This window comes from Leptolyngbya sp. FACHB-8, assembly GCF_014695575.1.
GTDB lineage: Bacteria > Cyanobacteriota > Cyanobacteriia > Elainellales > Elainellaceae > Vacuolonema.
In genome coordinates, this window is sequence record NZ_JACJOO010000089.1 from 73,413 (window position 1) to 97,407 (window position 23,995).

Below are 23,995 nucleotides of genomic sequence, written 5' to 3' on the forward strand. Positions count from 1 at the left end.
TGAGGGGTGGTGCTTTGCACCACTTCTCATCACATAGCAGAACGCAGCTGTCGATTACTTCTAGTTGGTATAGCCGCTCGTGATCGAGCTAACCTCGGTCTGGAATAAGCTGAAGTGCCTATTTTGGTGTACGTGCTACGCACACCAAAATGGGCATTTTGGTTGTGTGTAACCCTTAACCCACCTAAAGACAGAACAATATGCCAACCATCTTTGCGTGCAACACGTTTAATTGAAGAAGTGCCATTATCTATATCTATCCAGACTTCACCACCATGCCGCACTTATTCGAACCGTTTACCCATCGGGGCGTTACCCTTCGCAATCGCACCGCCGTTTCTTCCATGTGTCAATATTCCAGCGAGAATGGCTTTGCTAACGATTGGCATCTGGTTCATCTGGTTAGCCGTGCCACAGGTGGTGCAGGGTTGGTGATGACCGAAGCGGCCGCTGTCACGCCCGAAGGCCGCATCACCCCTCAAGACTTGGGGATCTGGCAAGACGCACACATTGAAAAGTTGGCGCAGATCGTCGAGCTGATTCATCGTAATGGCGCAGCCGCGGGTATTCAACTGGCTCACGCCGGTCGCAAAGCCAGCACCTCCCCACCCTGGGAAGGCGGAAACGTGCTTTCTGACGCCGAGGGAGGTTGGGCTGTAGTTGCTCCTGGTACGGTTCCGTTTCAGCCGGATGGCTTGGATGCGATCGCCCTCACCACGGAAGCCATTCAAGCCCTTACCCAATCCTTTGTGGATGCCGCTCAACGTTCTCTTAACGCAGGCTTTGACATCATCGAAATTCACGCCGCCCACGGCTATCTGCTGCATGAATTTCTATCTCCCCTGAGTAATCAGCGAACCGATGAATATGGTGGCAGTTTTGAAAATCGTATTCGGCTCCTCTGTGAGGTGGTGCAAGCGGTGCGTAATGTTCTGCCCGACTCACGGCCCCTATGGGTACGAATTTCTGCTACCGACTGGTTACCCAACGGTTGGGACATTGAGCAGAGCGTTGAGCTTAGCCATAAGCTCCAATCCCTCGGCGTGGATTTGATCGACTGTTCCTCCGGCGGCATCATGCCGGGTGAAAAAATTCCTGTGGGTGCTGGCTATCAGACGCCTTTTGCCGATCGCATTCGTCGGGATGCCAACATTGCCACAGGTGCGGTTGGCATGATTACGACCGCATCTCAAGCCGATCACATCATTCGGACAGGACAGGCTGATATCGTGTTGCTGGCCCGAGAATTGCTACGCGATCCCTACTGGCCCCTACGAGCTGCAAAACAATTGCATCAACCGGTTCCTACTCCCGTTCAGTACGCTCGCGCCTGGGGATAGTGCATCCTCTCTGCTGTTGCGAAGCGACGGTAAAAAAGGATTCTGAACCCTGTTCCAGGCGTGTAGTGAATGCAAGGGACATCTACCAACTGCACGTCTGGAACATCGATGGGTTTTGGGTACAGGATGTGAGTATCGCTATAATGGCGAGGGCAAAATTCAAATAACAATTTGATGGACGAGCGACGGCAATTACTACACGATCTGGACGATCGCATTGAGTCCAGAGTTCAAGCCATCCGGGCAGAACGCGATTGGTGGCCCTGCCAGCGAGGGTGCGATCATTGCTGCCGTCACCTTGCCCATCCGCCTGAGCTCAGTGCCGTCGAGTGGGAACGGGTTGATGCAGCCGTTGCATTACTCTCAACAACGGAGCAAATGGTTGTCAAACAAAGGATTGAGCATCTTTTAGAACAAATTGCAGACGGTACCCTTAGCTCAGCCGTTGTTTGTCCATTTCTCAACGAATCAGAGGGAGCCTGCCGCATTTATGACTCCCGTCCGATCGCCTGCCGAACCTATGGCTTTTTTGTAGCCCGTAGTCATGATCAGTACTGCAAACAAATTGAGGGTGAAGTGAGCGATCGCCCAGACGACCTCATCATCTGGGGCAATGCAGACGCGATCAGCAACGACATTAAGCGGATTAGCGGTGAACCCATTCCTTTTGACGTGCATTATGGCTGAAAGTTCAGAGGAAAGGGACACAAAGCGCCCCTTTCCTCTGAACTTTCGATCGTTTTCGATTCACTGTGATTGGTGTGGAAGAGGCATTTTGTATCCCTTTCATGTCAATCAAAAGATTAAAGCCTTCGAGTGTAATTATCAGCGGGGGCTAATTCCGGATGAGTCTTCCATACCATACGCCGCAGCCTGGGTAACTGTTGGGCATAGAAGACAGCCACCACAACACAAATTGTTCCGTTAATGACGACGGTAGCAGGTGCACCAATCCAGCTCACAAGGGCACCTTGAAATAAATTACCAAAGGAGATCATACCCAGGAACGACATGATGTAGATGCTCATGACTCGCCCCCGCATTTCATCAGGAACCAGGGTTTGAATAACAGTATTACTGGAAGCAGATTGTAAAAGTGAACCGAAGCCAATAATGGCAAGCAACAAAGCTGAGAGCCAGACTGAGCGGGATGCCGCAAAGCAGATCATACCTAAACCATAAATGATAGGAGCGATCGCGATAAACAACCCTAGACCCCGTACTTCTCGGCGTAAACTCAGTTGAGCTGCTGCAATTAATGAACCCACACCGGATGCCGCCATTAATAATCCCAGTGTGTTTTCATTACCATGCAAAATTTCATTGGAAAAGACGGGAAGAATGACAACAAAGTTTACCCCCAAGAAACTAACGAGCGCAACCATAGTCAAAATAGAGCGAACCGGAGGATATCCGAAGGTGTAGGCAAATCCCTCTTTCAAATGCTGCACAACACTCGATAGCGTAAAGGATTCCTGAGAATTCGCCTTTGTCTTCGGTTGCAGACGCATCGCCATAAGAGCGAGCAGAACAGCGAAATAGCTCATCCCATCAATCAGAAAGCAATAGCCCGCACCAACGCTGGCCAGCAATAACCCACCAATGGCAGGGCCAACTAACCTGGCCCCATTAAACATAGAAGAGTTGAGGGCGATCGCATTCAGCAAATTTTCCTTGCGTTCCACAATCTCGGGTACAAAGGCCTGGCGAGTCGGTGCATCGATGGCATTCACAATGCCTTGAAATAGGCTCAACGCGATGATATGCCAGATTTGAATGGTCCCCGTTAAAGTGAGGATTGCCAGTGCAAACGACTGGAGCATCGATAGCGCCTGCGTCACGATGAGCGTGCGTTGATGGTTCCAGCGATCGCTCAACACCCCTCCAAAGGGAACCAGCACCAAATTTGGTACCTGACTCGCAAAACCTACAACTCCCAGTAACACAGGCGACTGGGTCAAGTGATACACCAGCCAAATCATCGCCACCATCGTAATCCAGGTGCCGACCAGGGAAAGCCCCTGCCCCATAAAAAACAGCCGATAATTTCTCGACTGAAAAGCTGGAAATGATAGGGTCGATTTAATGGAATTCAAAGTTAACGTACCTTTTAAGCTAAATCTAATTGAATCGATAGGATGCGCTATCAGGAGATTGAACGGAACATCTAAATCATTTGCACACCGCCACTCACAGGTAAATAGGCCCCTGTGATGAATTTGGCCTCATCGGACGCTAGCAGCAGAATAGCCCCGGCGACATCATCCGGTAATCCATTACGCTTCAGGGGTACCGTTTGCGCTGCTGCATCTTTATAGTCTTGCGGCAATCGAGCAGTAGCATCGGTCAGAGTCAACCCAGGCGAAACCACATTCGCTCGAATACCATGCGGGCCAAGCTCTAAAGCCAGACTTTTGATAAAGGCATCCAACCCAGATTTAGCCGTGCTATGGGCGACAAAACCCTGACCCGGATGGCGAGATAAACCACTGCTAACGGCAATAATGCAGCCTCGTCCGCGCTCTATCATGGAAGGAACAACGGCTTGGCAGGGGAAGAATGCACCTTTGAGTTCTCCCAACAATTTTGACTCAAAGTCCTCCCACCGATAATCCACAAATGACGCCATAGGAAAATTGGCATTGGCGTTGATAACGAGCGTATCAATGGCCCCTAACGTTTCTGCAACCTGCTGCACCATGGCCTTAACTTGTTCAGAATCGCGCACATCTGCTCGAACCGCCACTGCTCGCCCGCCTTCGGATGTGATCGAGTCAACAACGTCATGCGCTGCTGCTTCACTACCGTAGTAGTTAACGCCAACAGCCGCACCGTGCTGTGCCATTAATTTAGCGGTTTCTGCACCAATTCCACGGCTTGCACCTGTAATTAAAACAATGCGATCGCGCAACAAGTTTCCGCGATCCAAAGATTGCTGGGGATGAGCTGCAACCATACATTTCTCCTAATAATTTTGAGTTTTCGTGCGTTATGCGCACGAAAACTCAACGGTTTTTTGAAACTAAACTTTTCCAGGCGTTGCGAATAACTCGCTGTAATCGTCCGAGAAGTTAGCTCTGACATCTGCAAATTCACCAGGCGTCACCGCCTCGTTGAGCACCATGAAGATAGCTCTGACTTGTAATGCGGCCGCAACGGGGTCTATCCCGGCTTTCTGGCTGACGCGCTCATAAAACTCTTTTAGTGAGAAGAATCCGCCGTTTTCACCCTCATGCCCTCGGAGATATTGACCTAGCTCTTTAGGCAATTGGTCCGCAAGTTGGCTAGCCTCGTTACCGACAATGCGCTCAGCAATGGTCTCTAAAGTGGCACGGGTCGCTTGCTCAGCGGCTTGTCGTGAATCCAGTTGAGCAAGGCCCTGAACCTCTTTAATAAATTCATCGTACTTCATGGTTTTGGGTCTCCATTCACTGTTTTTCTGCTATTGAATCAATCGTTATTCCGTATCATCCTCAAGCCCCTTGGCCCATGTTTTGGGTTAAGCCACCATCGACAAATAATGTCGTTCCATGGATGTATCGCCCATCCTTAGACGCCAAAAATACGGCTGCATGAGCAATCTCTTGGGGTTCTCCCGCCCGTTTCATCGGAATATGCTGGGTCTTCTCTTTCCACGCATTGGGATCATCTATAGACTGTTGATTCATGGGCGTCAAAATCATGCCAGGGGCAATGTTATTGACGTTGATTCGCTTATCACCTAGTTCTAAAGCCAGGACACGAGTGAGATTTTGCAGACCACCTTTCGCGGCGCAATAATCCGCCGTTCCAGGGTTCGCAATCTCTTCATGCACACTGGTGATATTGATAATCACACCACGCTTATCGGAACCATCTATGGCCCGGATGAACTGCTGGCAGCAGAGAAAGGGGCCATACAAGTTAGTTTTGATCGCGTGATCCCAATCCTCGAAAGACATGTCCTTAACAGGCGTGCTTACCGATGAAACAGCTGCATTATTGACCAGGACAGTGGGGATGCCCAACTTGTCCTTAACCGTTTGAAAGAGCTGCTCAACACTCTTAGGTTGAGCCTGATCTAGATGCACCAGAGCCGCTTTTTGTCCTGCTTCTTCAATCAGTTGCACGGTGTGCTCGGCTCCCTTCTGGTCTTCCAGATAAGTTACCGCTACATCGGCACCTTCCCGGGCAAAAGCAACTGCCGTTGCTTGACCAATTCCGGAGTCGGAACCTGTGACGATCGCCACTTCATTTGCCAATTTTTTCTCCGTCATGATTCAGCTCCGTTATAGGTATTCAGGTGAATTGTGATCATGGCCGATCCTCCAGGAGGGATAAGTGCCCACTCTGAGGAGCGAGTAGCCATTACCATGTAGCCTGCTGAGTTCGCTACGGCATCCTATTCCAGATTGGTCTAACCTTATCGCTTCGTTTGCAACGCTATGAAGGCTTATAAGGTTGAGGGAAATGTTTCTGGTAACTCACTCGTATTTTGATGAACCGTGCGATCGAGGGGCTCTACAGCTCGTGTGTCATCGATGTGGATGACGGCATCAAACTGATCGGGTAAACAGGCATAGAAGTAATGGCTGAGCCGTTCAGTTTCAGGGCGATAAATTACTCCGATCGCCCGTTCCATACGTTTTTGCCTCAGTTCGGCAACGGCCTGGTTGTCTGCCCGCAAATCCAGCAGGAAGCGGGGTAATTCTGTGTTGTGAAACAGATCCTCGTAGCTATCGGGCAGAGCTGGGCGGACGTTCTTGAGTTGTGGAGGTTCATCCCAGTTGGAGGCTGCCGTTACAGTTCCGGTATAGGTAGTAAAACCGACCAGAAAAACGGCTTGACCATAGCGTTCACGCATTAACTGTCCTACATTCCACTCTCCCCCCTGGCCCATATCCGTAGCGCGTGCATCACCCAGGTGAGAGTTGTGTTCCCAAACCACCAGTTTGCTTTGCGTACCCTGCTGCTCCAAATGATTCATTAATTGTTCCAGCGTTTCTGCCATATGGCGATCGCGCACATTCCACGAATCAACTCGCCCCTGAAACATCGAGCGGTAGTATTCTTCTGCATTCTTCACCAGCCGTGCGTTTTGCTCAGCATAGAAGAACTCATCTATCGCCACCCCCCCATCCTGCTGGAGATACTTTGCCGTCTGCTGTTGTAGCTCCAATAGTTGATTTACCGTTTCATCCTGGCACGATGCATCGACATCAAAGCTGGCAATATAGCCATACTCCTGAGAGTCCTCCTCAAAATGTTCAAAGCAGGAATAGCGATCGCGTGCCCGCTGAGCGGCCTCCGGATCAACTTGCTCTAAATACTTGAGCACCTCACCGATAGAGGCATACATGCTGTAGAGATCGACGCCATAGAAACCAACTTTCTGGTGGTTTGAAGACAAAGCATCATTGTATTGACGCAACCAGCTCACAAAATTGATGACATCGGTGTTACGCCACATCCAGGCAGGAAATCGTTGAAAGCCCCGTAACGCCTCTTCAGCCGATTGATCCCTGCTTACCCCGCGAACAAAGCGGTTTACCCGATAACCGTCTGGAAAATCAGCCTCTACAGCAACAGCCGTAAAGCCTTTTTCCTGAATTAATCGCTTTGTAATCTCCGCTCGTTGTTCATAAAAGTCATGGGTTCCATGGGTCGCTTCACCAAGCAATACGAAGCGAGCATCCCCAATCAAATCCATTAGCGGATCGTAATCTGAAGCTGCGTCTGTCAGTGGATGGGCTACCTGTCGCACAGCATGCGCAATGGTTTTGACTGTGGTGTCAGGCATCTTAATTACCTATGCAATCTATATGCAATGAATTTTGGCAATCACCACGGATTGAATCACGGGGTGCTGGCCTCGGAAGGCGGGTAGCTACAGCGATCGCTCCAGGTCTAAACTTCATGTTTTCAGAATTCGCACGTACCCGAATTTTGAAAAAGAATGGTTTAAACCTCATACTCTTGCAAGGTGATGTGCAGCAGTCATCCAATGAGAAATTATGGCTGACTAAAGCGTAAGATGTGGCTGCGATCGCTCTACCCTCATGCTCTACGAAACTAGCCTAAAAGTCTCATCTATGCTTTTCCTCCAACTTTTGAGGCATATCTCCCTATGGAGTTCTTGAGCCTTCAGATAGAGATTATCTTGGGTTTATAAATCGTTAATTTTTCACCCTATTATTCTGGTTTTCTGTACGATGAGCCTGTTTACGTTTCATACTTTAGCTAGACCCTAAAAAACCTCAGTTTGTTTTGTATCTAAGCGAGTGAAGGGCAATACCTCTCCACTGCTCATTCGCTTATTCAATACCTTTGCTATCTTCTCAAGCATCTAATTTTACGGGCGCATTACCTCGTGACTCATAGATCTCCTGCATGAATTGTTGTGCGGCGAAGCTGCACAACAATTCACACTTGCAAAAACTGTTTTATGCAAAAGGTCTAATAATTGCGGAATCGCTCCCACAAAGTTGTAGTATATTGTATTACAAGCCAATGATAGCTGATGGGGTTGCTCAGGGAGAGCGATCGCAACACTTAGCAGAGTATAGGGAAGCCACAACTATGGATAAGACCCGGCACACTAAAGTTAGCAAGTACCTCAGTAAACACCTGCGGCATACTCCAGAGCGCCTGGGTTTGACCCTAGATGTCGGTGGTTGGGTAGGTGTTGACGAACTCTTGTCGGCTTGTGCGGCTCAGCAGTTTCCCATCACTCGCGCCGAGTTGGAAGATGTAGTTGCCAACAGCGATAAGCAGCGATTCTCCCTGGATGCGACAAAGACCCGCATTCGTGCAAATCAAGGGCATAGCGTTGCTGTTGACCTCCAATTGGAGCCACAAACACCGCCCGATGTACTCTATCACGGGACGGGTGAGCAATCTGTGCCTGCTATTTTGCAATCGGGACTGGTCAAGATGTCCCGGCACCATGTCCATTTGTCCAGGGATGTGGAAACGGCTCGTAAAGTTGGAATGCGTCATGGTCGCCCTGCAATTTTGGCGATCGACACAGCCGCCATGCAAAGGGCTGGTTTTACTTTCTACTGCTCTGAAAATGGCGTTTGGCTGGTGGATGAGGTGCCAGCAACCTATTTGGAAGCCGTGAAGACTGACAGCTGAGGGTGTGAGAGATGCGATTACATCGATTTACGGATAGTCAAGAGTTTAGCTACCAGGTTCAGGATTATTTGTTCGAATGTGAGGCGGAGCATAATCTATTGCTGGGAATTTTGCATAATTTAGTGCATTATCCAGAAAGGTACTCAGAACCCGCTTATCTCGCTTGTGTCTTGGATAGTGTTGAGGGAAGTAATCAAATCCCCGGTAAAATTTTGGCAGTTGCGATCCAGACACCTCCCTTTAAATTGGTGTTGTCAAAAGTGGTTGACTTGGAAGCCGTAACGTTGATTGCAAAAGACTTGCAAATGTATCCGCAGCCCCTTCCCGGTGTTGGTGGTCTGGTGGCAGAGGTGGAAGCCTTTCTGCAAGCATGGCAAACGCTCACCGGACAGCCTTCTCGCCGTGTAATGGAAATGCGAATTCATACCCTAACCGAGGTGAAGCCCGTAGCAGAGGTGAAAGGACAACTCAGGGTTGCGACAGAAAGCGATCGCCCCCTTTTACTCGATTGGGTTAAAACCTTCGCTGATGAAATCGGTGAGGTTGTTAGCGCCAATCCACAAAGGGTAGTTGAGCATGGGTTGAAACAGCAGAGTATGTATCTGTGGGAGGATGGTACACCGGTTTCCTGGGCGAGTGGAAGCCGCTCCTTGCCTAAAGCTGCTCGTATTGGCCCCGTTTATACACCACCTGAATATCGACGGAAAGGTTATGCGACAGCCTGTGTTGCCGCCTTGAGCCAAAAATTATTGAATGAGGGGTGCGATCGCTGCTTTTTATTTACTGACCTCGCCAATCCCACCTCCAATCACATCTACCAGCAAATTGGTTATCAACCCATCTGCGACTGGCACGAATATGCATTTGATGATGCTTAAAGCCGAGTAACCCTACACTCAATGTAGAACATGTTACTCCTCTGAATCTGGCTCAATTGAGAAGTACAAAAGCGGTCGACCGTTCACAAGGGTACGGTTGACCTGCTTCATTCCCAACTTCCGTAGCACCTGTACAGAAGCGATATTGGGTTCATCTACATCCGCGTTCACTTCCTGCAACTTTAGTATTCTTAAGCCATACTCTAGAACGGCTCGGGCTGCTTCAGTGGCATATCCCTGCCCCCAAAAGTCTGGATGAATGCCATAAATCAGGGAGGGAATGGCTTCTGTATCTAAAAAGCCCGCAAATCCAATGCATTGGTTTTGGTGATGGACAAGCCATAGCCCATAGCCATGCCGCTCAAAGCTATTCAAGCTTGCCTCAATAAAGGTTCGTGATTCCTCATGAGAAATGATGCGATCGTCGAACAAGTAATAACGGATGCGATCGTTCATCCACAAAGTATGTAGAAATTCGATATCCAAACGAGAACAGGGCCGCAGTTGAAGTCGACCAGTCGTCAGGTTCGCATCCATCAATTGCAGATTCATCCTGTTTCTGTTCATGTCAGGTTAAATGGGGCATTGTCCATCTTGACATTCTGGGCCACGGCCAATATGGGCATCGTAAAATGCTTCTATGGCATCTGGGTCATAGCTATCCAACTTTTCTAGATATCCCCAGGATGTGAGAGCGATCGCAGCATCCAGGTCTTCTCTAGGTGTTAAAACCAACCGTGGGTTTACCTGGCTCAAGTTGCGGATTTGCCCTCGCAACCGTCTTAAAGTCCACCAACCAACCTGAGCTGGGTTGTAGCTGATGACAATGCCACCATGTTCCAGGTTGTGAACCAGTTGCTCATCTGCAGGAGCTTGGTTGTGAATTCCCCAGATAGCTTCAACGGTGTAATGCGCCCCGGATGTGGGTGGGTTTGAATTGTAGGTCGCCCTTTCTTCGGGAGGGATATGGCTTGCTTCTAATAGCGGAATCTCATCTCCTGGCAAGTCGGTATTTTGTGGCTGGGGTGGCAAGGGTGTACCCGGTGAGTCTACAACAAAGCTCTCGATTTTCCCCGGTTGCTCTTTCAGCCCATTTACACCTGCAAAACCGGTTACAAAAACAATGAGGCCAAAGGGCACCACTAACCAGAGTCGATCTCTAACTTTATCTGCCAGAGTATTACGGTTTCGTCGGGTTCGTACTGTTTTACTCATAGTTGCAAATCCAACTTATTCTATTTCCGTCACTATTCACCCGTTCAGAGTTAGCATTGTTCACATTGATAGATAGAACGTGTGAACGTCGTTAGGCGAGGATGGTCTATCAGCCTCTTACCCTCCGTCCATAAGCCCTTTGGAGCGCTATTGATGTGGTTGCTTATCCCACCTCTTACCCTTTGGTTTGCTAACGGCCAGTTGCGTTCATGGTAAAGGATTTATAGCAATTGCTGCAGAATGAACCGCACGATCGCCATCTCCGGCCGTATCGGTGTTGTCTCCCCTACTGAAGTTTCGTCCCTGGCAAGGCTAGCACGGACATTCGATGATAAACCTCTCCAGTATGCCAAAAGCAGAGTTGCACCTTCATTTGGAGGGTGCGCCCCGTTGGGCTAGCGTACGGGAGGCTCATCAACGACATTATGGTGCGGAATTACCTGAACTGCCTCCCTGGTATGCTCCGAACTTCCGCTTTACACATTTTGGAGAATTTCAATCTCTATTTCAGCGCTACATTCATCCGTGGCTACAAACCCCTTTGGGCTATGCAGAAATCATCCATGATGTCGTGGATAGCTTGGTTGAACAAAATATTCGTTACGCTGAAATTAATGTGGCTGCTTCTCTGGTGGAACGCCACGGAGCCAGCCTGGAGCAAGTATGGGAGATATTAGAAACCGAGATTAAACGGGCGATCGCTCAGGGTTGTGTCATCCGCATTTTTGTGGGGTTAATGCGCAATCACGGCGTTGAGGAAGCGATCGCCTGGGTACGCAAAACCCGTTTAATCGCCATCGTTTCAGGATTTGATTTACAGGGGGATGAGGTAGGCTGGCCTGCCAACAAATTTAAACCAGCCTTTGATCTAGCAAGGGAAGCTGGTAAACGAATCAAGGTACACGCAGGGGAAATGACCGGGCCAGAAAGCATTCGCATTGCGGTTGAAGAACTAGAAATTCATCAGATTGGTCATGGAACATCTGCGATTCATGACCCAGAGGTTATGGCATTATTGCGCGATCGCCAGGTCACCGTTGAAATGTGCCCCACATCTAATGAGCGCTTAGGTTATATATCGTCCTATTCAGCTCATCCAATTTTCGCGCTAGATGCAGCGGGGATAGCGGTTACTGTCAATTCTGATGACCCAACCTTTTTTGGCTATACCCTAACGGATGAACTCTCTCGATTGATCAAAGAACGACAGGCCAGTTTAGTCGATCTGAAGCGTTGGACTCGAAATGCCTTTTCCCAGGCAATTTTAGATGAACCGACCCGGAGGCGTTTTATAGCTGAGCTGGAGAACTGGAGCCTGTAACTTGGGACGTGGCACAATATTACAGACTGAGCCCCTGTTGTCGTGCATAAATGGTTTGATTATTACATGAGCCACTTCATCTTCTGGATTCTCGGATTTGGCACGTTGTGGATTGGGCTAAAGGTATTTAATGATGAGGCTGTGCTGATTACTTCTGCCATTGTCGGTTCAGTTCTCATTCTGATCGGGCTCACATCTGCGCCTCCTGGATTACAAATTGCGATTGAAACTGCTCTGGTTATTGCCCTATTCAACCTCTGCATTCAGTGCATCTTAAGGGGCGATCGCTCTTAATACTTCTTTCTTAAGAACCAAGCCCCTGATTTTGTGTACGTAATGCGCACGCAAAATCACGGGCTTGAGAAAATGGCAAAGGTATTGGTTTTATTTGCGCTTCTAAGAGGTGAGCCGTTTACGCTCAATCATCAAGGCTGCCGCCATGGAACTGGCGATCGCCAGCATTGCAGCAATTCCCATAACCAGACGGAATCCATCGACAAAGGCGAGGGCGATCGCACGTTCCAGGGCACTTGCGATGGAATGACTCAAACCTGGAGGTAACGTTGCAGCCGCCAGGTTAATACGCTGTGCATCCAAAAATTGTAGAGCTTCAGTAGATAAAGATAGAGCGGCAAGGTGTTGATCAAGGCTGTGATTGAAACGATTGAGCATGATTAGCCCCAAAATAGCGATCGCCAGCAAACTAGCAATGCGAGAGACGGCATTATTAACGCCTGAGGCTGCACCAACATAGCGCATATCGACGGCATTCATCACCGCCGTAGTTAAGGGGGCCACACAAACGGCCATACCCAACCCTAAAACGACAACGGCTGGGAAGAATGTCCCCCAATAGCTACCACCGATACCAGGACGGGCCATGAGGCCAAACCCTAGTGCGGCGATCGCAGGGCCTATTATTAACGGCAGACGAGCTCCGTAACGGCTCACCAGATTCCCTGACCAGCGGGAAAGGAAAAACATAATGATGGGAAAGGGAACGAATGCCGCTCCAGCAGCGGTAGCTGAATATCCCTGTACCTGAATTAAATTGAAGGGCAGGAAGAATAACGCTCCGCCTAAAGCCGCATACAACAGCAGTGTCAACAAATTGGCTCCGCTGAATGTACGAGAGTGGAACAAGTTCAGCGGCATCATGGGAGACCGCAGGCGAGATTCTAATGTAAGAAATGCGCCTAAAACAAGAACTCCCAGGGCGATCGCCCCCACAACTACAGCATCGAACCCATTAGCAGCTTCCAGCAAGCCGTATACAACACTCCCTAAACCTGCGATCGCCAGCACAGCCCCTAGCCAATCTAGAGCAGATACTTCTGGATCGCGACTCTCTGGAACATACCGAAGGCTAATGAAGATTACGATTGCAGCTAAGGGCAGGTTAATCAAAAACACCCAACGCCAAGACAACGTTTCAATCAACCAGCCACCGAGAACGGGGCCCGCAGCTGAGGTAATAGCCGTGAAGCCTGACCACAGCCCAATCGCAGCTCCCCGTTGTTCGCTGGGGAAAGACGCACCAATGATGGCTAGACTGCCAGGAATCAGTAAGGCACCCCCAATGCCCTGTAGGCCACGAGCTACGATGAGTTGGCCAATGTTAGGGGCTATCCCACACCATAAAGAGGCGATCGCAAATACAGCCACCCCTAACACAAAGACCCGCCGCCGCCCTAAATGATCGCCCAATGACCCACCCACTAAAATCAGGGCTGCCACAAATAATGCATAGGATTCTACGACCCACTGCACATCGGAAACGGTGGCATTTAATTGTGTTTGTAGTGTTGGTAGGGCAACATTGACAACAGTACTATCGATAAACGCCATGCTGGAGCCTAGAATGGTCGCGACAAGAACCCATCTGGCGTTATTCCGACAGGGATTTGAGCACGGTTTAGAGTGAATTACTCCTTCATCGCAGGGCGGTTTAATGGGGTTTGACATGGGTAAACCTTGGAGATAATTAACCGACCCTGGAAGGCGATCGCACCTAATCTACTTGTTAGATTCACGAAAAATACTTGCAGGCTAACATCCCTCTAGTAGGCTGCGGCCTAAGTTCACAACCTATGTTTTGTGTGGGGTGCGAAGCACCCCACACAAAACATAGGTGATGGATTTCCGCCTCAGCGTACTAGTGAGATGCAACATATAGGCCACATTTCGCTAGAGAGATGTTCGTCCATCGCAATCATCAATATTTCTTGGCTTGTTCGTCGGTAAAACACCATAGCCATTCCTCTCCCAATTCCGCCGAACTAATGACGGGATGCCCGCTTTCTTCGTAATGGCGGCGGGCGTGTTGATTTTTAGAAGAATCGCAGCACAGCATTTTGCCGCAGGTCTGACAGATCCGCAGGTGCACCCAGCGATCGCCAGTCTGCATGCACTCCTCACAGCGAAATACAGGATAATTGGCTTTTGAAATTAAGTTTTCCAGAGTTACTTGATTAAGATGTTGACAGGTCATAGACGTTCACCGAGATAAGTGGGTTAACGTACAAGATATGCTTCAAACCTCTCTCCAGAAGAATAGGGTAAAGACCCGCAGATGTCTATCTCAGATCTGCGCCTTATAGTCAGATCTTGCGCTAAACTGGCCTGCTGCACTTTGTCCCAGAGCCCACATCATGCCGTCGTGAAGCCATAGCACTATGCTGAATTGTGATGGAGGAACAAATATGGCACTGGTTAAACTAGGAGCGAGTGCGCTCATCGTACCGCCCGCTCGTCCCGGCTTCAACAATTCCACAACTTCCTGCTGGGTCCTACTTATGACTACCGGCAAGAGCCCTATTTCTATGACATGAAGCCCTTCAAGAACATGAGCAACGGTTGAAAGATAGAGGCCCTGCGAGAGCATCTCGTTAAGGAATTGAGGAATGTTGGCTTTTGCCAGAAACACCGACTAAAAGCCAACATTCCTCAATTCCTTACTTGTTATTAGAGTCTTGAGATTCCAGTAATGGTAGAAACTTCCGAATCAAACCCGCTGTAACACCAGGTAGCTCTAGCTGTGGCGTAAAGCCAACATCATCAGAATGGTAGAAGATACGAACCGTTTGAGGATTCATTTCAGCAAGGCGACGCCCTACCTCTGGGCCGGTGAATTCAGATGCTTTGCCCCAGATAATAGCAGTCGGCACCGTAAGCTGAGTGATGTACTGGGATAAATCAAAGCACAAGTCTCCCCTTGCAAACGAAAGCGCCGCGTATTCAGCATTAGGTTGCTGAGCAGACTGAAGGTACGCCTCCACAATTTCGGGATAAATTCGGTCTGGATGAGAAAACTGGCGCTGCTCTAAATAAGTACGAATGCCAAAACTTGTTGCGACACCCGTGTTATAAAGCAGTTGGCCTAGAAACGGAATATTGAGAGTTCTCGCAACTTGAGCCGGACCACTATGGCGATAATCCTTTCCAAACTCAGCTAAACCAGCGGCGGTTGTCAAAATCAATGACTTAAATAGTTCAGGGCGGTTGATGGCAACCCGAATGGTAAAAGCAGCTGTAAGAGCAGAAGCAATGACTGTTACTGGACTACTGCATGTCTGCTCAATAAATTCTGTAATAGTCGTGATGTAATCTTCAGCTTGATAACTACGGGCAGGATGATCAGAACGACCCCAACCAATTAAATCGGGTGCCAGAACTTGATAGTCTGCGGCAAATGATGGATATACCTTTGACCATTCATAGGCAGAAGAACCACCTCCTAATCCATGCAAAAAAACTAACTTTGCTTTGGACGTACCTTCTGCACCCCAGGGTTCTTCTTGAGGCACGTAATAGGCCATCCTACCGAGCTTAGTCATGATCGAGCGTTCGCCAAAGCCAGGAGGTAAGAACATTAGCCCCTCATCAACTTGCGTGTTTCATCTCAATCGTGAGGGTAGGGCCAGGAATAATGCATCATCCAAAAGTTCAATCCAAAGGGAGTTGCTAATATGCTTCTTAATAGTGAGAACAGATTGGCTACCCATCTCTCAGCAGCCGTTGTAGTTATGGTTCACCCTATTTATCCGATCGTTCAACCAATGTTTTGAACTGCATGTAGGCCTGTTCCGGTGTCAGTGGCTCACGATGTTCATCAGGGATATAAAATTGGCTACTATCGGCAAAGTGGCGCACCACAAAGCTATGAATTAGTCCTAACTGCACCGCCTTTTTACCCAAGGCTTCAGCGGTATCTACCAAGCTTAGTTCATCATGATAAGGAGAGTGGCCCGTCATAGTTCCTCCTGGTTGCCTTCTTCGTCTAAAGTGGTCAAATGCGGTCCCAATTCTCTAGGGAGTAGGAGATGATGTTGAAACCATCGCCCTGCTAATCGAGCAACTTCGGAGAGCGCCCCTGGCTCTTCAAATAGATGTGTAGCCTTGGGAATAATCGCCAGTTGCTTTTCACAAAGAAGCTGCGCCATGGCTTGCTGGTTGAGGTCGATAACGATTGGGTCGTTCTCTCCCACAATCAGTAACGTTGGAGCCTGAACGTGGGCAAGTACGGGTGCTGCCAGGTCCGGACGGCCACCACGGGACACGACTGCGTGAACGGTATCGGGGCGAGCATTAGCTGCCATCAGTGCGCCGGCAGCCCCAGTGCTGGCTCCAAAACAGCCAATCCTAAAACCCTGAGTATCCGGATTTTGGGTAAGCCAATCAAGAGTGGCGATGAGGCGATCGCCCAACAACCGAATATCAAAGCGCAATTCCCGAGTGTGCTGATCAACGGCTTCCTCATCAGCCGTCAACAAATCAAGCAGTAGAGTTGCCAATCCGGCCGCTTGAAGGTTTTCGGCAACATAGCAATTCCGAGGGCTATGCCGACTACTGCCACTGCCATGGGCAAACAGCACAATACCCATGGCATTCGCTGGAATATTCAGGTTTCCTTCTAGCACTACTGAATCTGCTGGCACATGCACCAGGAGATCTTCATGCGTCTGCTTAAATGTACTCACAGTTTCTGCTCGATTATCCTCAGCCAGAAAGTCCAAACTCACTCTTTCCCCAGGGTTAGTCAGGGCCGCACCAGCGATCGCAGTTCCCCGAGGCGACATCAATTGAAATCGCCACATTACCGCAGCAAAACAGGCTGGGCATTGATGCGAACGCGAAAGAGCGTATAGGGCTTCTGACGCAGATCTTCCCCCTTCTGGTACTTAGCCTGACGGTGCAATTGATTTGCCGTGACGTAGAGATAGCCATCAGCTGCTACTGACATCGTATCGGGCCACAGAAGACGTGGATCATGAATAACCGCTTCCCATTCACCACCTGGGGGACGACACAGGATGGCGTTGTGCTCATAACTGGTGGCGTAGATACAGCCCGCGGCATCAGATTCAAGCCCGTCTGAGCCGCCGCCTTTGTCACCTTCATCTAGCACAGTTGCGGCAACTTCTGAATCGGAAAGGGAGCGATCGCACAGGGCATCAACAGCCACACTATAAAGCTTACGGCTAGCAAGGGGGCAGTAATACAAGCGCGAGCCATCAGCGCTAATGGCAATGCCATCGGCTCCCATTTTTAAGGGTTTCGTTTGCCCATCGGGTTGCCGTTCCATAAATGGGCGACCTTCGACAACAGGAAGGAAGCTCGACCCATCTTCCGCTTTCGTCGAAGCATGCTCATGCAACCTGCGCCAGCTCTCTCCAGACGCTAAATCCACCACGATAATACCGTTTGCTCCCTGGTCAGACGAGTCTGTAATGAAAGCCATTCCCTCGGCCCCTCGCCGCAGGTCAAACCGTATATCGTTTAGATAAGTTGTTGGCAGCGCAACATCCTCAGGGAAAAGGATGGTTTTAACCACCTGATCACTCGTCAAATCCACACAAACAAGCTTTGGCCCGCCATATTGGGTGGGCTGGAACATGGGGCTGCCCGTATCAAGAATCCAGAGGCGATCGCCTGGGTCAACAACAACACTTTGCACTGATACCAGTGCTGCGGCAGGGTTATCAGGTTGAGTTTGATTAAAGGCTTCGTTGGGATAGGCGACAGGGCAGCCATCTCGAAGCTCCGCCACTGTGAATTCAACCTCATCACCCCACTTAGGGAAGTTAACAAAAATACGTCCCTGACGGGATACCGTCACACCTGTCAGCATCGCGCCATCAAAGTGTACGACAGTCTCCAGAGTACCGAGCGATTCATCCGTCGCTAACTTCTGTATTTGACTAACCATAGGTACTATTCAAATCCTCTCTAATGACTTCACACAGCATTACTTTGAAGTGCGAATGATGAGAAATGGAAGCCGAGCGTGAATGGTGTTACCTTCAACTTTTCCAATCTTAAAAAGGTAATTGGGTAACTGCGTCTTTCCAACGGCGTATCACCTCCATCTAGCCACAAAAAATGCGATGCCTGGGACAAAAGCATCCCAGACACCGCATTTTTTGATAGCTATTCGATCGAGTTTGATAGATATAGCTTTTGATTCGGCTTTGGTCAAACATATTATTGAATCACCAACTCAACCTCTCTATTAGCAGTAAGTTCACAGATGTTGGCCGGGTCTACATAGTGACAACTCATTTCATCCATACAAATCAACGCCCATCCGGCCTGATTAATAGACATCAGTTTGTAGGTTGTATCTTGAACAAAACAGCCCTTATGGTTCCGCGTTCCTGGAGTGACTTGAAACATATAGTCATCAGAGTTTAACATGCTACTTCCTCTTGCTTGATTGTTGACCTTAGTTAATGAAGTCTAATTCATCTTGTTTTCATTCTATGGGGAGGGCCTACATCTTTATTTGATACTAGTCACTTAATTTAATTCTTTATATTGAAAATCTTCCATAATTAACGATATATATCCAGGCTTAATAGACTTCATGTACTATTAGCCAGAAAAGCCAAACGTTATACGCTGAGAAGATTTCAACTTCTGGCACTTTCTAAAACTAAATGAGATAGTAATCAAGACGACACTGAGCTTCTCTAACTTTCGAATGAGATAGGCTTAAGGGGAATGCAATATTCTCACTCAAAAGGTAGAGATACTCTGATGTAATAAATAAAGTAGCTTTGATAGCGCTTAAGCAAAGTATATTAAGTTCTACTTCTATAGCAAGTACTCGACAGCCTAAGCCTGCTCATTACAGGCAAGTTTGATACTGACCTATTTTCGTCAGAAAACGTAATCCAAATTAAAGGCACCGACCAGAAAGTTTTAAAGACAGGAACTGCCATTCAGAAGCAAATCAGTATTGATCGAGATGGAGAAACTTTTTGCTATGACATGAGCATCTATCTACTTCACGATCTAAAAGTTATAGCGATGTGAAATGGCCTTCACTAGAGATTGAAATATAACACCACATTGAATAGTAGGAGTTGATAAGTAGTCATGCGATTAAGTTTACTCCAGAGAACGAACTGCATCATGGTCACGTCACGGTTCAGAGTAATTGGGTAAGAGCAGTTGCTTCACAGTCATGATTCCCATACAGCGCTTTGCGATTGAATCAGCCATGGTTGTTTTTGTGAGGGCCGCGCGGAGCGCGACTCTCATAAAAACAACCAGAGTTTAAGCGTTTGAAAAGCGCTGTAAGTTTGGAAGTAACCCGCGATCGCCACAAATTCTACATTAAGCCTTCAACTGTTGCCTTCTCAGCCCCCTGAAGATTAGCGTAGTGAGACAAGGGACATGCTTGCTGCAGGAGACAATAGTTATGCGCCCCTCATTCTAATTGCCCATGAGTTCCATGCCGAAGAAGTATTAAACGATGTGCTTCAAGCCATTGAAGAGCCGATAGAGCAAGTCTCTAGCGATCGGGCATACGACCATCATCATTGCCATGACGGGATTGCAGCCCAAGTAGCCAAGGCAGTGATTCCTCCGCGCAAGGATGCAGTGATTTGGCAGCATGGCAATTGCAATTGCAAGCCGCATCCACGTGATGAGAATTTACGCCATATCCGCAAGTATGGACGCAAGCGTTGGAAACGCGAGTCTAGCTATAATCGTCGCTCGATAGCGGAGACGACCATGTTTCGTTTCAAAACGATTTTTGGCGGCAATCTGAGTGCACGTAAATTTGACAATCAAGCAGTGGAATTGTTCGCTCAATTACCTCCACTCGCACCCCCTCTCCACACACTTGCTGTACAGCCTTGGCAAAGTTCTCCCCTGAATACCCTTGATCCCCCAGAGCACTTCTAACTTGGAGAGTTTCTCTTTGGCCTGATCTAAAACAAGGACGGCTCCCAAGCGCTCTGAGGTGTTAGCCTCTGTCACCAACAGTTCAATCACCAATCCTTGAGAATCGACGACGATATGCCGCTTACGGCCTTTAACCTTTTTGCCACCGTCGTAACCGTAGACGTCCCCCTTTTTTCGGTTGTCTTCACTGATTGAGAATCGGCAATGGCAACCGTGGAATCGGCCTCTCGCCCCATCTCCTTCCTCAATTTCTCACGGGCCGCATCATGCATTTGTTGCCAAACTCCTTTGCGCTGCCACTGGCGGAAGTAGCCATAGACCGTTGTATGGACGGCAGGTCATGGGGCATCATTTCCCATTGGCATCCGGAGCGAAGCACGTAGAAAATCCCGTTGAGAATTTCGCGAAAATCTACTTCAATTGGATGTTCAAACCTCTTGGGCTGTGGCAAGAGTTTTTGCATCACTTCCCATTCGCCATCACTGAGGTCGCTGGGATAAGGTTTACGGTGAGGGTTCGCAATTTCTGGAAGACAGCTCATCATTCTGAGTAAATGCAACCGCTTTCAGCCTAATGCCAGTTCAGGGAAGGTTTAGTAGCTCTTTAGATTCTCTTTACGAATCAGCTCTCAAACAGATTCGAATAAGCAAAGATGTTGTCGCACAACATGGGTTTGAAATTGTTTTCAAATCCTTGCCTGACCAGGTTTACTGGAAAAGGTTTAAGATCTGAGCCTTTAAGGGATGGAGTACCGTTCGTTCAGGATGCAAGAAACACAAAAAGCGCAGCTCAACTGCTCTACAGTTACATCAATGCCCTAACAGCTAAGACCGATTTATCACTGGTGCGATTGCGCCCGTATCTGAGCCTGGTTCTAGATGGTCGTGGTTAAGACATTGGTGAAGTGGAGACACTATCCCGTTTAGGAGACTAGATCAACAGCGCCATCTGGGTCAGGGCAGCATTCACCGAATGTGTGGAGGAGCTGATGAATAAGTCAACCCAAGAGCGAATTATCGGTTGTTAATCCCAAGGCAGCTGGTATCGACCTGGGAGCTGATTACCATTGGGTGAGTGTCCCGGAAGGTTGTGATGAGCAGTGTATCCGTCGCTTTGGTTGCTTCACCGCTGACCTGTATGCCATGGCAGAGTGGCTCAAAGGGTGTGGGATTGAAACGGTAGCGATGGAAGCGACGGGAGTGTATTGGATTCCAGTGTTTCAAATTCTTGAAACTCAGGGGTTTGAAGTTAAGCTGGTCAACGCCCGCCACGTTAAAATCGTGCCGGGGCGCAAAAGCGATGTACTCGACTGCCAATGGTTGCGACAGTTACACAGCTATGGGTTGCTGGCGGGTCTTTCCGTCCCGATGACCAAGTGTGTGTCCTACGGAGCTACATTCGCCAACGGGACACGTTGATCAAAAGTGCGAGCACTCATATTCAACGGATGCAAAAGCTCTGACCCAAATGAATGTGCAACTGCACCGTGTCATTAGTGACATCAGTGGCACCACAGGTCTATCCATCATTCGTGCCATCGTCGCTGGGGAACGAGGCTTGCATAAACTCGCTGCCCTTAAAGATTTCCGCATTCATGCGAGTACCAATGAAATTGCGGCGGCACTGGAAGGGGACTACCGGGGAGAACTGGTGTTTGTGCTCGCTCAAGAACTGCAACTCTACGAGGTCTTTCAAGCGCAAATTGCTGCTTGTGATGTTCAAATTGAGCAGTGCTTGAGCCAGTTTGCCGACCAGGTTGACCTCACCACCTCACCCCTGCCACCCTCAAAACGACGGGGCAAGAAACAACCGGGTAATGCGCCCAACTTCGACTTGCGCACCCATTTGTACCGCATCAGTGGGGTAGACTTCACCCAAATTGATGGCATTGGGGTGTTAACGGTACTCACCCTACTATCTGAGTTGGGCTTAGACCCATCCCGCTTTCCTTCGCTCAAGCATTTTGTTTCCTGGTTGGGGCTATGTCCTGGCTCTCGCATTACAGGGGGCAAGCGCAAAAGCTCCAAAACTCGACAAGTTGCCAATCGTGTCGCCACCGCTCTGCGAATGGCAGCCCAAACCCTCGTTCGCTCTCATTCTGCACTCGGCGCTTTCTATCGTCGGATGCAAGCCCATCTAGGTGCTCCTAAAGCCATTACAGCCACTGCTCACAAACTCGCACGCATCTTTTACCACTTGTGGACATCTGGGGATGCTTTTGTTGACCCAGGCATCCATGCTTATGAACAGCAGTACCAAGAACGGGTTGTCAAGAATCTCAAGAAAAAGGCTTCAGCGCTTGGCTTTGACCTGATTCCTCAGACTACATCCCCTGAATGTGTTTCTTAGGAGGAGTTAACCTACACTGCTGTACCGCTGATGGTGGGCCTACATTACTTGGAAGACCTCTATGACAGGGAGTGACGAATTGGTAGTGGCGCAGTGAGCAGAAAATCCTACTGACAATTCTTTCGTGGTAAGGGAGCGTCCCAGCAAGAGGTGCGGTCCCTGCTTGACTGACAGAAGTACTGGGAGTTGAAACGAAAGCTAGGAGGGAAGCAGAGCCTGATCTAAGCTGATAAGTTACCACACAAATCGGCAAAATCAATGGCACCTACTTCCCGTCTCTATCATGCGCTGCATGAATATTTGAGTCAATGCCAAAACCTCTGGTGCGATGTCAGACATCTCCAGACTTTGTGCTGGATGATGATTGGCATCCTTGAGAGCTAAAACGTTCACCTCAATGGGTTTGGAGTGCATGTGGTGAGTCGAGCCACCTATGCTCAGTCCCACCAACGACGGTTTCGGCGATGGCTATCGAATCGACGGATTGACGTAGCAGCAGTCCATCAAACGCTGATCGCTCAATCGTTATCCCAGTGGGGTAACGACCGGATTTATCTGAGTCTGGATACAACAATGGTGTGGAACTGCTTCTGCATTGTTTGGGTCGGGGTTGTGTATCGAGGTCGAACCGTTCCAATTGCTTGGAGAATCGTAGCTCAGTCGAGTAGCACCGTGCGGCTATGGACAATCCAACGGGTATTGCGGCAGGCAGCACGGGTGATGCCGAAAGAGGTGAGCGTGGTGTTGCTGGCAGACCGAGGCTTTGCCGATGGCAAGTTGATGAAGTACTTACGGGAGAACCTGAAGTGGCATTTTCGCATCCGCATCAAACGCTCGTTCCAGTTTCAGTTTCAGGGCAAATGGCACAAGGTTTCATCGGTAAAACTGCCAATCGGACAAGCTTACTTCACCCCGGTAGTAGCAGTTGGTAAGACCAAGCCCTTTGCGGGTGTCTACCTAGCGTTTGCTCATGACAAGCTCAGCAATGAGGATTGGGTGATTGTCAGTGACGAACCGACAACCTTACAGACCTTTGCTCAATACCGCTTGAGGTTCTGTGTTGAGGAAACATTTTTGGATCTCAAATCGAATGGTTTCAACCTGGAAGCCTCGCGTTTGCGAGATAAGTTTGCCTTGACTCAACTGTGTGGTGTAATTGCCTTGACGATGCTGTTTTTGGTTTTGCAAGGAACTCAGGTGGTGGCATCAGGCAAGCGTCGTTTTGTGGATAGTCACTGGAATCGTGGGATGAGTTATCTCAAGTTAGGCTGGAATTGGATTCGTTTAGCCATCACCAAACAATGGAAAATACATCTTTTTCGGTTTCTATCTGGTGCATCTGACCCACAACCTGCAATGGCTTCTAAGCGACAGCATAACCAGTCTTTTAATCGTGAATTCACCGTCTGTCAGGTGACAATGCCCTTGTCAGGAGACGACAGTGCAGTAGGCGGATTTGACGAGCAACTGTGAGATCGCCAATTGACACTTAGGTATCAGACAAAATCAACGACAAAAAAAGACATTGTTCAAAAGTCCCGCATGCGAAGTGGAGACCCGAACAATGTCTGGCAAAACAA

The 23,995-nt window shown here is 48.9% G+C and carries 21 protein-coding genes and 3 pseudogenes; 9 read left to right on the forward strand and 15 right to left on the reverse strand.

Features of this window, described 5'->3' with window-relative positions; all coding sequences use genetic code 11:
• The first annotated feature begins 275 nt into the window (after positions 1–275).
• Together H6F91_RS25970 and H6F91_RS25975 are read left to right on the forward strand one after the other, a co-directional pair.
• Positions 276–1,340: an NADH:flavin oxidoreductase/NADH oxidase gene (locus H6F91_RS25970; protein ID WP_190771263.1), complete on the forward strand. Its 1,065-nt coding sequence runs from the start codon at positions 276–278 to the stop codon at positions 1,338–1,340.
• 174 nt (positions 1,341–1,514) lie between these two features.
• Entirely contained in the window at positions 1,515–2,027 is a 513-nt protein-coding gene (locus tag H6F91_RS25975; protein WP_190771264.1) for a YkgJ family cysteine cluster protein, read from the forward strand.
• A 116-nt stretch (positions 2,028–2,143) separates the two neighbouring features.
• Here H6F91_RS25975 and H6F91_RS25980 read toward each other — a convergent pair whose 3' ends face one another.
• From H6F91_RS25980 to H6F91_RS26000, 5 genes are all read right to left on the reverse strand, one after another.
• Positions 2,144–3,436 (reverse strand): MFS transporter, encoded by a 1,293-nt coding sequence (locus H6F91_RS25980; protein WP_242035996.1) that lies wholly within the window; start codon positions 3,434–3,436, stop codon positions 2,144–2,146.
• A gap of 71 nt (positions 3,437–3,507) precedes the next feature.
• Positions 3,508–4,296: an SDR family oxidoreductase gene (locus H6F91_RS25985; RefSeq protein WP_190771265.1), complete on the reverse strand. Its 789-nt coding sequence runs from the start codon at positions 4,294–4,296 to the stop codon at positions 3,508–3,510.
• Positions 4,297–4,362: 66 nt separating this feature from the next.
• Positions 4,363–4,752 (reverse strand): DUF2267 domain-containing protein, encoded by a 390-nt coding sequence (locus H6F91_RS25990; RefSeq protein ID WP_190771266.1) that lies wholly within the window; start codon positions 4,750–4,752, stop codon positions 4,363–4,365.
• Positions 4,753–4,813: 61 nt separating this feature from the next.
• Positions 4,814–5,596, reverse strand: coding sequence for an SDR family oxidoreductase (locus tag H6F91_RS25995; RefSeq protein WP_190771267.1), 783 nt, complete (start codon positions 5,594–5,596; stop codon positions 4,814–4,816).
• A 176-nt stretch (positions 5,597–5,772) separates the two neighbouring features.
• Positions 5,773–7,119, reverse strand: a complete 1,347-nt coding sequence (locus tag H6F91_RS26000; protein WP_190771268.1) for an erythromycin esterase family protein — start codon at positions 7,117–7,119, stop codon at positions 5,773–5,775.
• Between the two features lie 779 nt (positions 7,120–7,898).
• Here H6F91_RS26000 and H6F91_RS26005 point away from each other — a divergent pair.
• Both H6F91_RS26005 and H6F91_RS26010 read left to right on the forward strand, forming a co-directional pair.
• Positions 7,899–8,456, forward strand: coding sequence for an RNA 2'-phosphotransferase (locus H6F91_RS26005; protein ID WP_190771269.1), 558 nt, complete (start codon positions 7,899–7,901; stop codon positions 8,454–8,456).
• An 11-nt stretch (positions 8,457–8,467) separates the two neighbouring features.
• A complete protein-coding gene (locus tag H6F91_RS26010; RefSeq protein ID WP_190771270.1) occupies positions 8,468–9,334 on the forward strand; it encodes a GNAT family N-acetyltransferase in 867 nt (288 codons plus the stop codon).
• A gap of 33 nt (positions 9,335–9,367) precedes the next feature.
• Here H6F91_RS26010 and H6F91_RS26015 read toward each other — a convergent pair whose 3' ends face one another.
• Both H6F91_RS26015 and H6F91_RS26020 read right to left on the reverse strand, forming a co-directional pair.
• Positions 9,368–9,886 (reverse strand): GNAT family N-acetyltransferase, encoded by a 519-nt coding sequence (locus H6F91_RS26015; RefSeq protein WP_199308058.1) that lies wholly within the window; start codon positions 9,884–9,886, stop codon positions 9,368–9,370.
• A 21-nt stretch (positions 9,887–9,907) separates the two neighbouring features.
• The gene (locus H6F91_RS26020; protein ID WP_190771271.1) at positions 9,908–10,549 is read right to left on the reverse strand and encodes a DUF3105 domain-containing protein; all 642 of its coding nucleotides are present in this window, start codon (positions 10,547–10,549) and stop codon (positions 9,908–9,910) included.
• Positions 10,550–10,895: 346 nt separating this feature from the next.
• Here H6F91_RS26020 and H6F91_RS26025 point away from each other — a divergent pair, with 346 nt between their 5' ends.
• Both H6F91_RS26025 and H6F91_RS26030 read left to right on the forward strand, forming a co-directional pair.
• Positions 10,896–11,870 carry an adenosine deaminase family protein gene (locus H6F91_RS26025; RefSeq protein ID WP_199308059.1) on the forward strand — a complete coding sequence of 325 codons (975 nt, stop codon included), beginning with the start codon at positions 10,896–10,898 and terminating at the stop codon, positions 11,868–11,870.
• A gap of 66 nt (positions 11,871–11,936) precedes the next feature.
• Entirely contained in the window at positions 11,937–12,164 is a 228-nt protein-coding gene (locus H6F91_RS26030; protein WP_190789547.1) for a hypothetical protein, read from the forward strand.
• Between the two features lie 102 nt (positions 12,165–12,266).
• Here H6F91_RS26030 and H6F91_RS26035 read toward each other — a convergent pair whose 3' ends face one another.
• The 7 genes from H6F91_RS26035 to H6F91_RS26065 form a co-directional block, all read right to left on the reverse strand.
• Positions 12,267–13,835 (reverse strand): MFS transporter, encoded by a 1,569-nt coding sequence (locus tag H6F91_RS26035; protein ID WP_190789548.1) that lies wholly within the window; start codon positions 13,833–13,835, stop codon positions 12,267–12,269.
• Between the two features lie 250 nt (positions 13,836–14,085).
• On the reverse strand, positions 14,086–14,361 hold the full coding sequence (locus tag H6F91_RS26040) for a UBP-type zinc finger domain-containing protein (RefSeq protein ID WP_190774910.1): 276 nt from the start codon (positions 14,359–14,361) through the stop codon (positions 14,086–14,088).
• A gap of 463 nt (positions 14,362–14,824) precedes the next feature.
• Entirely contained in the window at positions 14,825–15,742 is a 918-nt protein-coding gene (locus H6F91_RS26045; RefSeq protein WP_190774911.1) for an alpha/beta hydrolase, read from the reverse strand.
• A 163-nt stretch (positions 15,743–15,905) separates the two neighbouring features.
• Entirely contained in the window at positions 15,906–16,124 is a 219-nt protein-coding gene (locus H6F91_RS26050; RefSeq protein ID WP_190774912.1) for a hypothetical protein, read from the reverse strand.
• Positions 16,121–16,966 (reverse strand): dienelactone hydrolase family protein, encoded by an 846-nt coding sequence (locus H6F91_RS26055; protein WP_199308060.1) that lies wholly within the window; start codon positions 16,964–16,966, stop codon positions 16,121–16,123. Before H6F91_RS26055 ends, H6F91_RS26050 begins: the two co-directional genes overlap by 4 nt.
• A complete protein-coding gene (locus H6F91_RS26060) occupies positions 16,966–18,078 on the reverse strand; it encodes an L-dopachrome tautomerase-related protein (RefSeq protein ID WP_190774913.1) in 1,113 nt (370 codons plus the stop codon). The genes H6F91_RS26055 and H6F91_RS26060 overlap by 1 nt, the downstream gene beginning before the upstream one ends.
• A gap of 275 nt (positions 18,079–18,353) precedes the next feature.
• Positions 18,354–18,566, reverse strand: coding sequence for a hypothetical protein (locus H6F91_RS26065; protein WP_190774914.1), 213 nt, complete (start codon positions 18,564–18,566; stop codon positions 18,354–18,356).
• A gap of 1,050 nt (positions 18,567–19,616) precedes the next feature.
• On the opposite strand from H6F91_RS26065, the pseudogene H6F91_RS26070 reads away from it, so the two are divergent.
• A pseudogene (locus H6F91_RS26070) lies at positions 19,617–19,964 on the forward strand (transposase); the annotation flags it as partial.
• 1 nt (position 19,965) lies between these two features.
• Here the strand turns inward: H6F91_RS26070 and H6F91_RS28675 are convergent.
• Positions 19,966–20,607: pseudogene (locus tag H6F91_RS28675) on the reverse strand (IS5 family transposase); the annotation flags it as partial.
• Between the two features lie 451 nt (positions 20,608–21,058).
• Between H6F91_RS28675 and H6F91_RS26085 the strand changes: the two are divergent.
• Both H6F91_RS26085 and H6F91_RS26090 read left to right on the forward strand, forming a co-directional pair.
• Positions 21,059–22,415, forward strand: a pseudogene (locus H6F91_RS26085) (IS110 family transposase).
• A 417-nt stretch (positions 22,416–22,832) separates the two neighbouring features.
• Positions 22,833–23,888 carry a transposase gene (locus H6F91_RS26090; RefSeq protein WP_190789549.1) on the forward strand — a complete coding sequence of 352 codons (1,056 nt, stop codon included), beginning with the start codon at positions 22,833–22,835 and terminating at the stop codon, positions 23,886–23,888.
• The last annotated feature ends 107 nt before the right edge of the window (positions 23,889–23,995 follow it).

Coding starts and splice junctions, on each gene's coding strand:
- H6F91_RS25970 (WP_190771263.1), top strand. CDS start 276: ATGCCGCACTTATTCGAACCGTTTACCCATCGGGGCGTTACCCTTCGC.
- H6F91_RS25975 (WP_190771264.1), top strand. CDS start 1,515: ATGGACGAGCGACGGCAATTACTACACGATCTGGACGATCGCATTGAG.
- H6F91_RS25985 (WP_190771265.1), bottom strand. CDS start 4,296: ATGGTTGCAGCTCATCCCCAGCAATCTTTGGATCGCGGAAACTTGTTG.
- H6F91_RS25990 (WP_190771266.1), bottom strand. CDS start 4,752: ATGAAGTACGATGAATTTATTAAAGAGGTTCAGGGCCTTGCTCAACTG.
- H6F91_RS25995 (WP_190771267.1), bottom strand. CDS start 5,596: ATGACGGAGAAAAAATTGGCAAATGAAGTGGCGATCGTCACAGGTTCC.
- H6F91_RS26000 (WP_190771268.1), bottom strand. CDS start 7,119: ATGCCTGACACCACAGTCAAAACCATTGCGCATGCTGTGCGACAGGTA.
- H6F91_RS26005 (WP_190771269.1), top strand. CDS start 7,899: ATGGATAAGACCCGGCACACTAAAGTTAGCAAGTACCTCAGTAAACAC.
- H6F91_RS26010 (WP_190771270.1), top strand. CDS start 8,468: ATGCGATTACATCGATTTACGGATAGTCAAGAGTTTAGCTACCAGGTT.
- H6F91_RS26015 (WP_199308058.1), bottom strand. CDS start 9,886: ATGAATCTGCAATTGATGGATGCGAACCTGACGACTGGTCGACTTCAA.
- H6F91_RS26020 (WP_190771271.1), bottom strand. CDS start 10,549: ATGAGTAAAACAGTACGAACCCGACGAAACCGTAATACTCTGGCAGAT.
- H6F91_RS26025 (WP_199308059.1), top strand. CDS start 10,896: ATGCCAAAAGCAGAGTTGCACCTTCATTTGGAGGGTGCGCCCCGTTGG.
- H6F91_RS26030 (WP_190789547.1), top strand. CDS start 11,937: ATGAGCCACTTCATCTTCTGGATTCTCGGATTTGGCACGTTGTGGATT.
- H6F91_RS26035 (WP_190789548.1), bottom strand. CDS start 13,835: ATGTCAAACCCCATTAAACCGCCCTGCGATGAAGGAGTAATTCACTCT.
- H6F91_RS26040 (WP_190774910.1), bottom strand. CDS start 14,361: ATGACCTGTCAACATCTTAATCAAGTAACTCTGGAAAACTTAATTTCA.
- H6F91_RS26045 (WP_190774911.1), bottom strand. CDS start 15,742: ATGTTCTTACCTCCTGGCTTTGGCGAACGCTCGATCATGACTAAGCTC.
- H6F91_RS26050 (WP_190774912.1), bottom strand. CDS start 16,124: ATGACGGGCCACTCTCCTTATCATGATGAACTAAGCTTGGTAGATACC.
- H6F91_RS26055 (WP_199308060.1), bottom strand. CDS start 16,966: ATGTGGCGATTTCAATTGATGTCGCCTCGGGGAACTGCGATCGCTGGT.
- H6F91_RS26060 (WP_190774913.1), bottom strand. CDS start 18,078: ATGGTTAGTCAAATACAGAAGTTAGCGACGGATGAATCGCTCGGTACT.
- H6F91_RS26065 (WP_190774914.1), bottom strand. CDS start 18,566: ATGTTAAACTCTGATGACTATATGTTTCAAGTCACTCCAGGAACGCGG.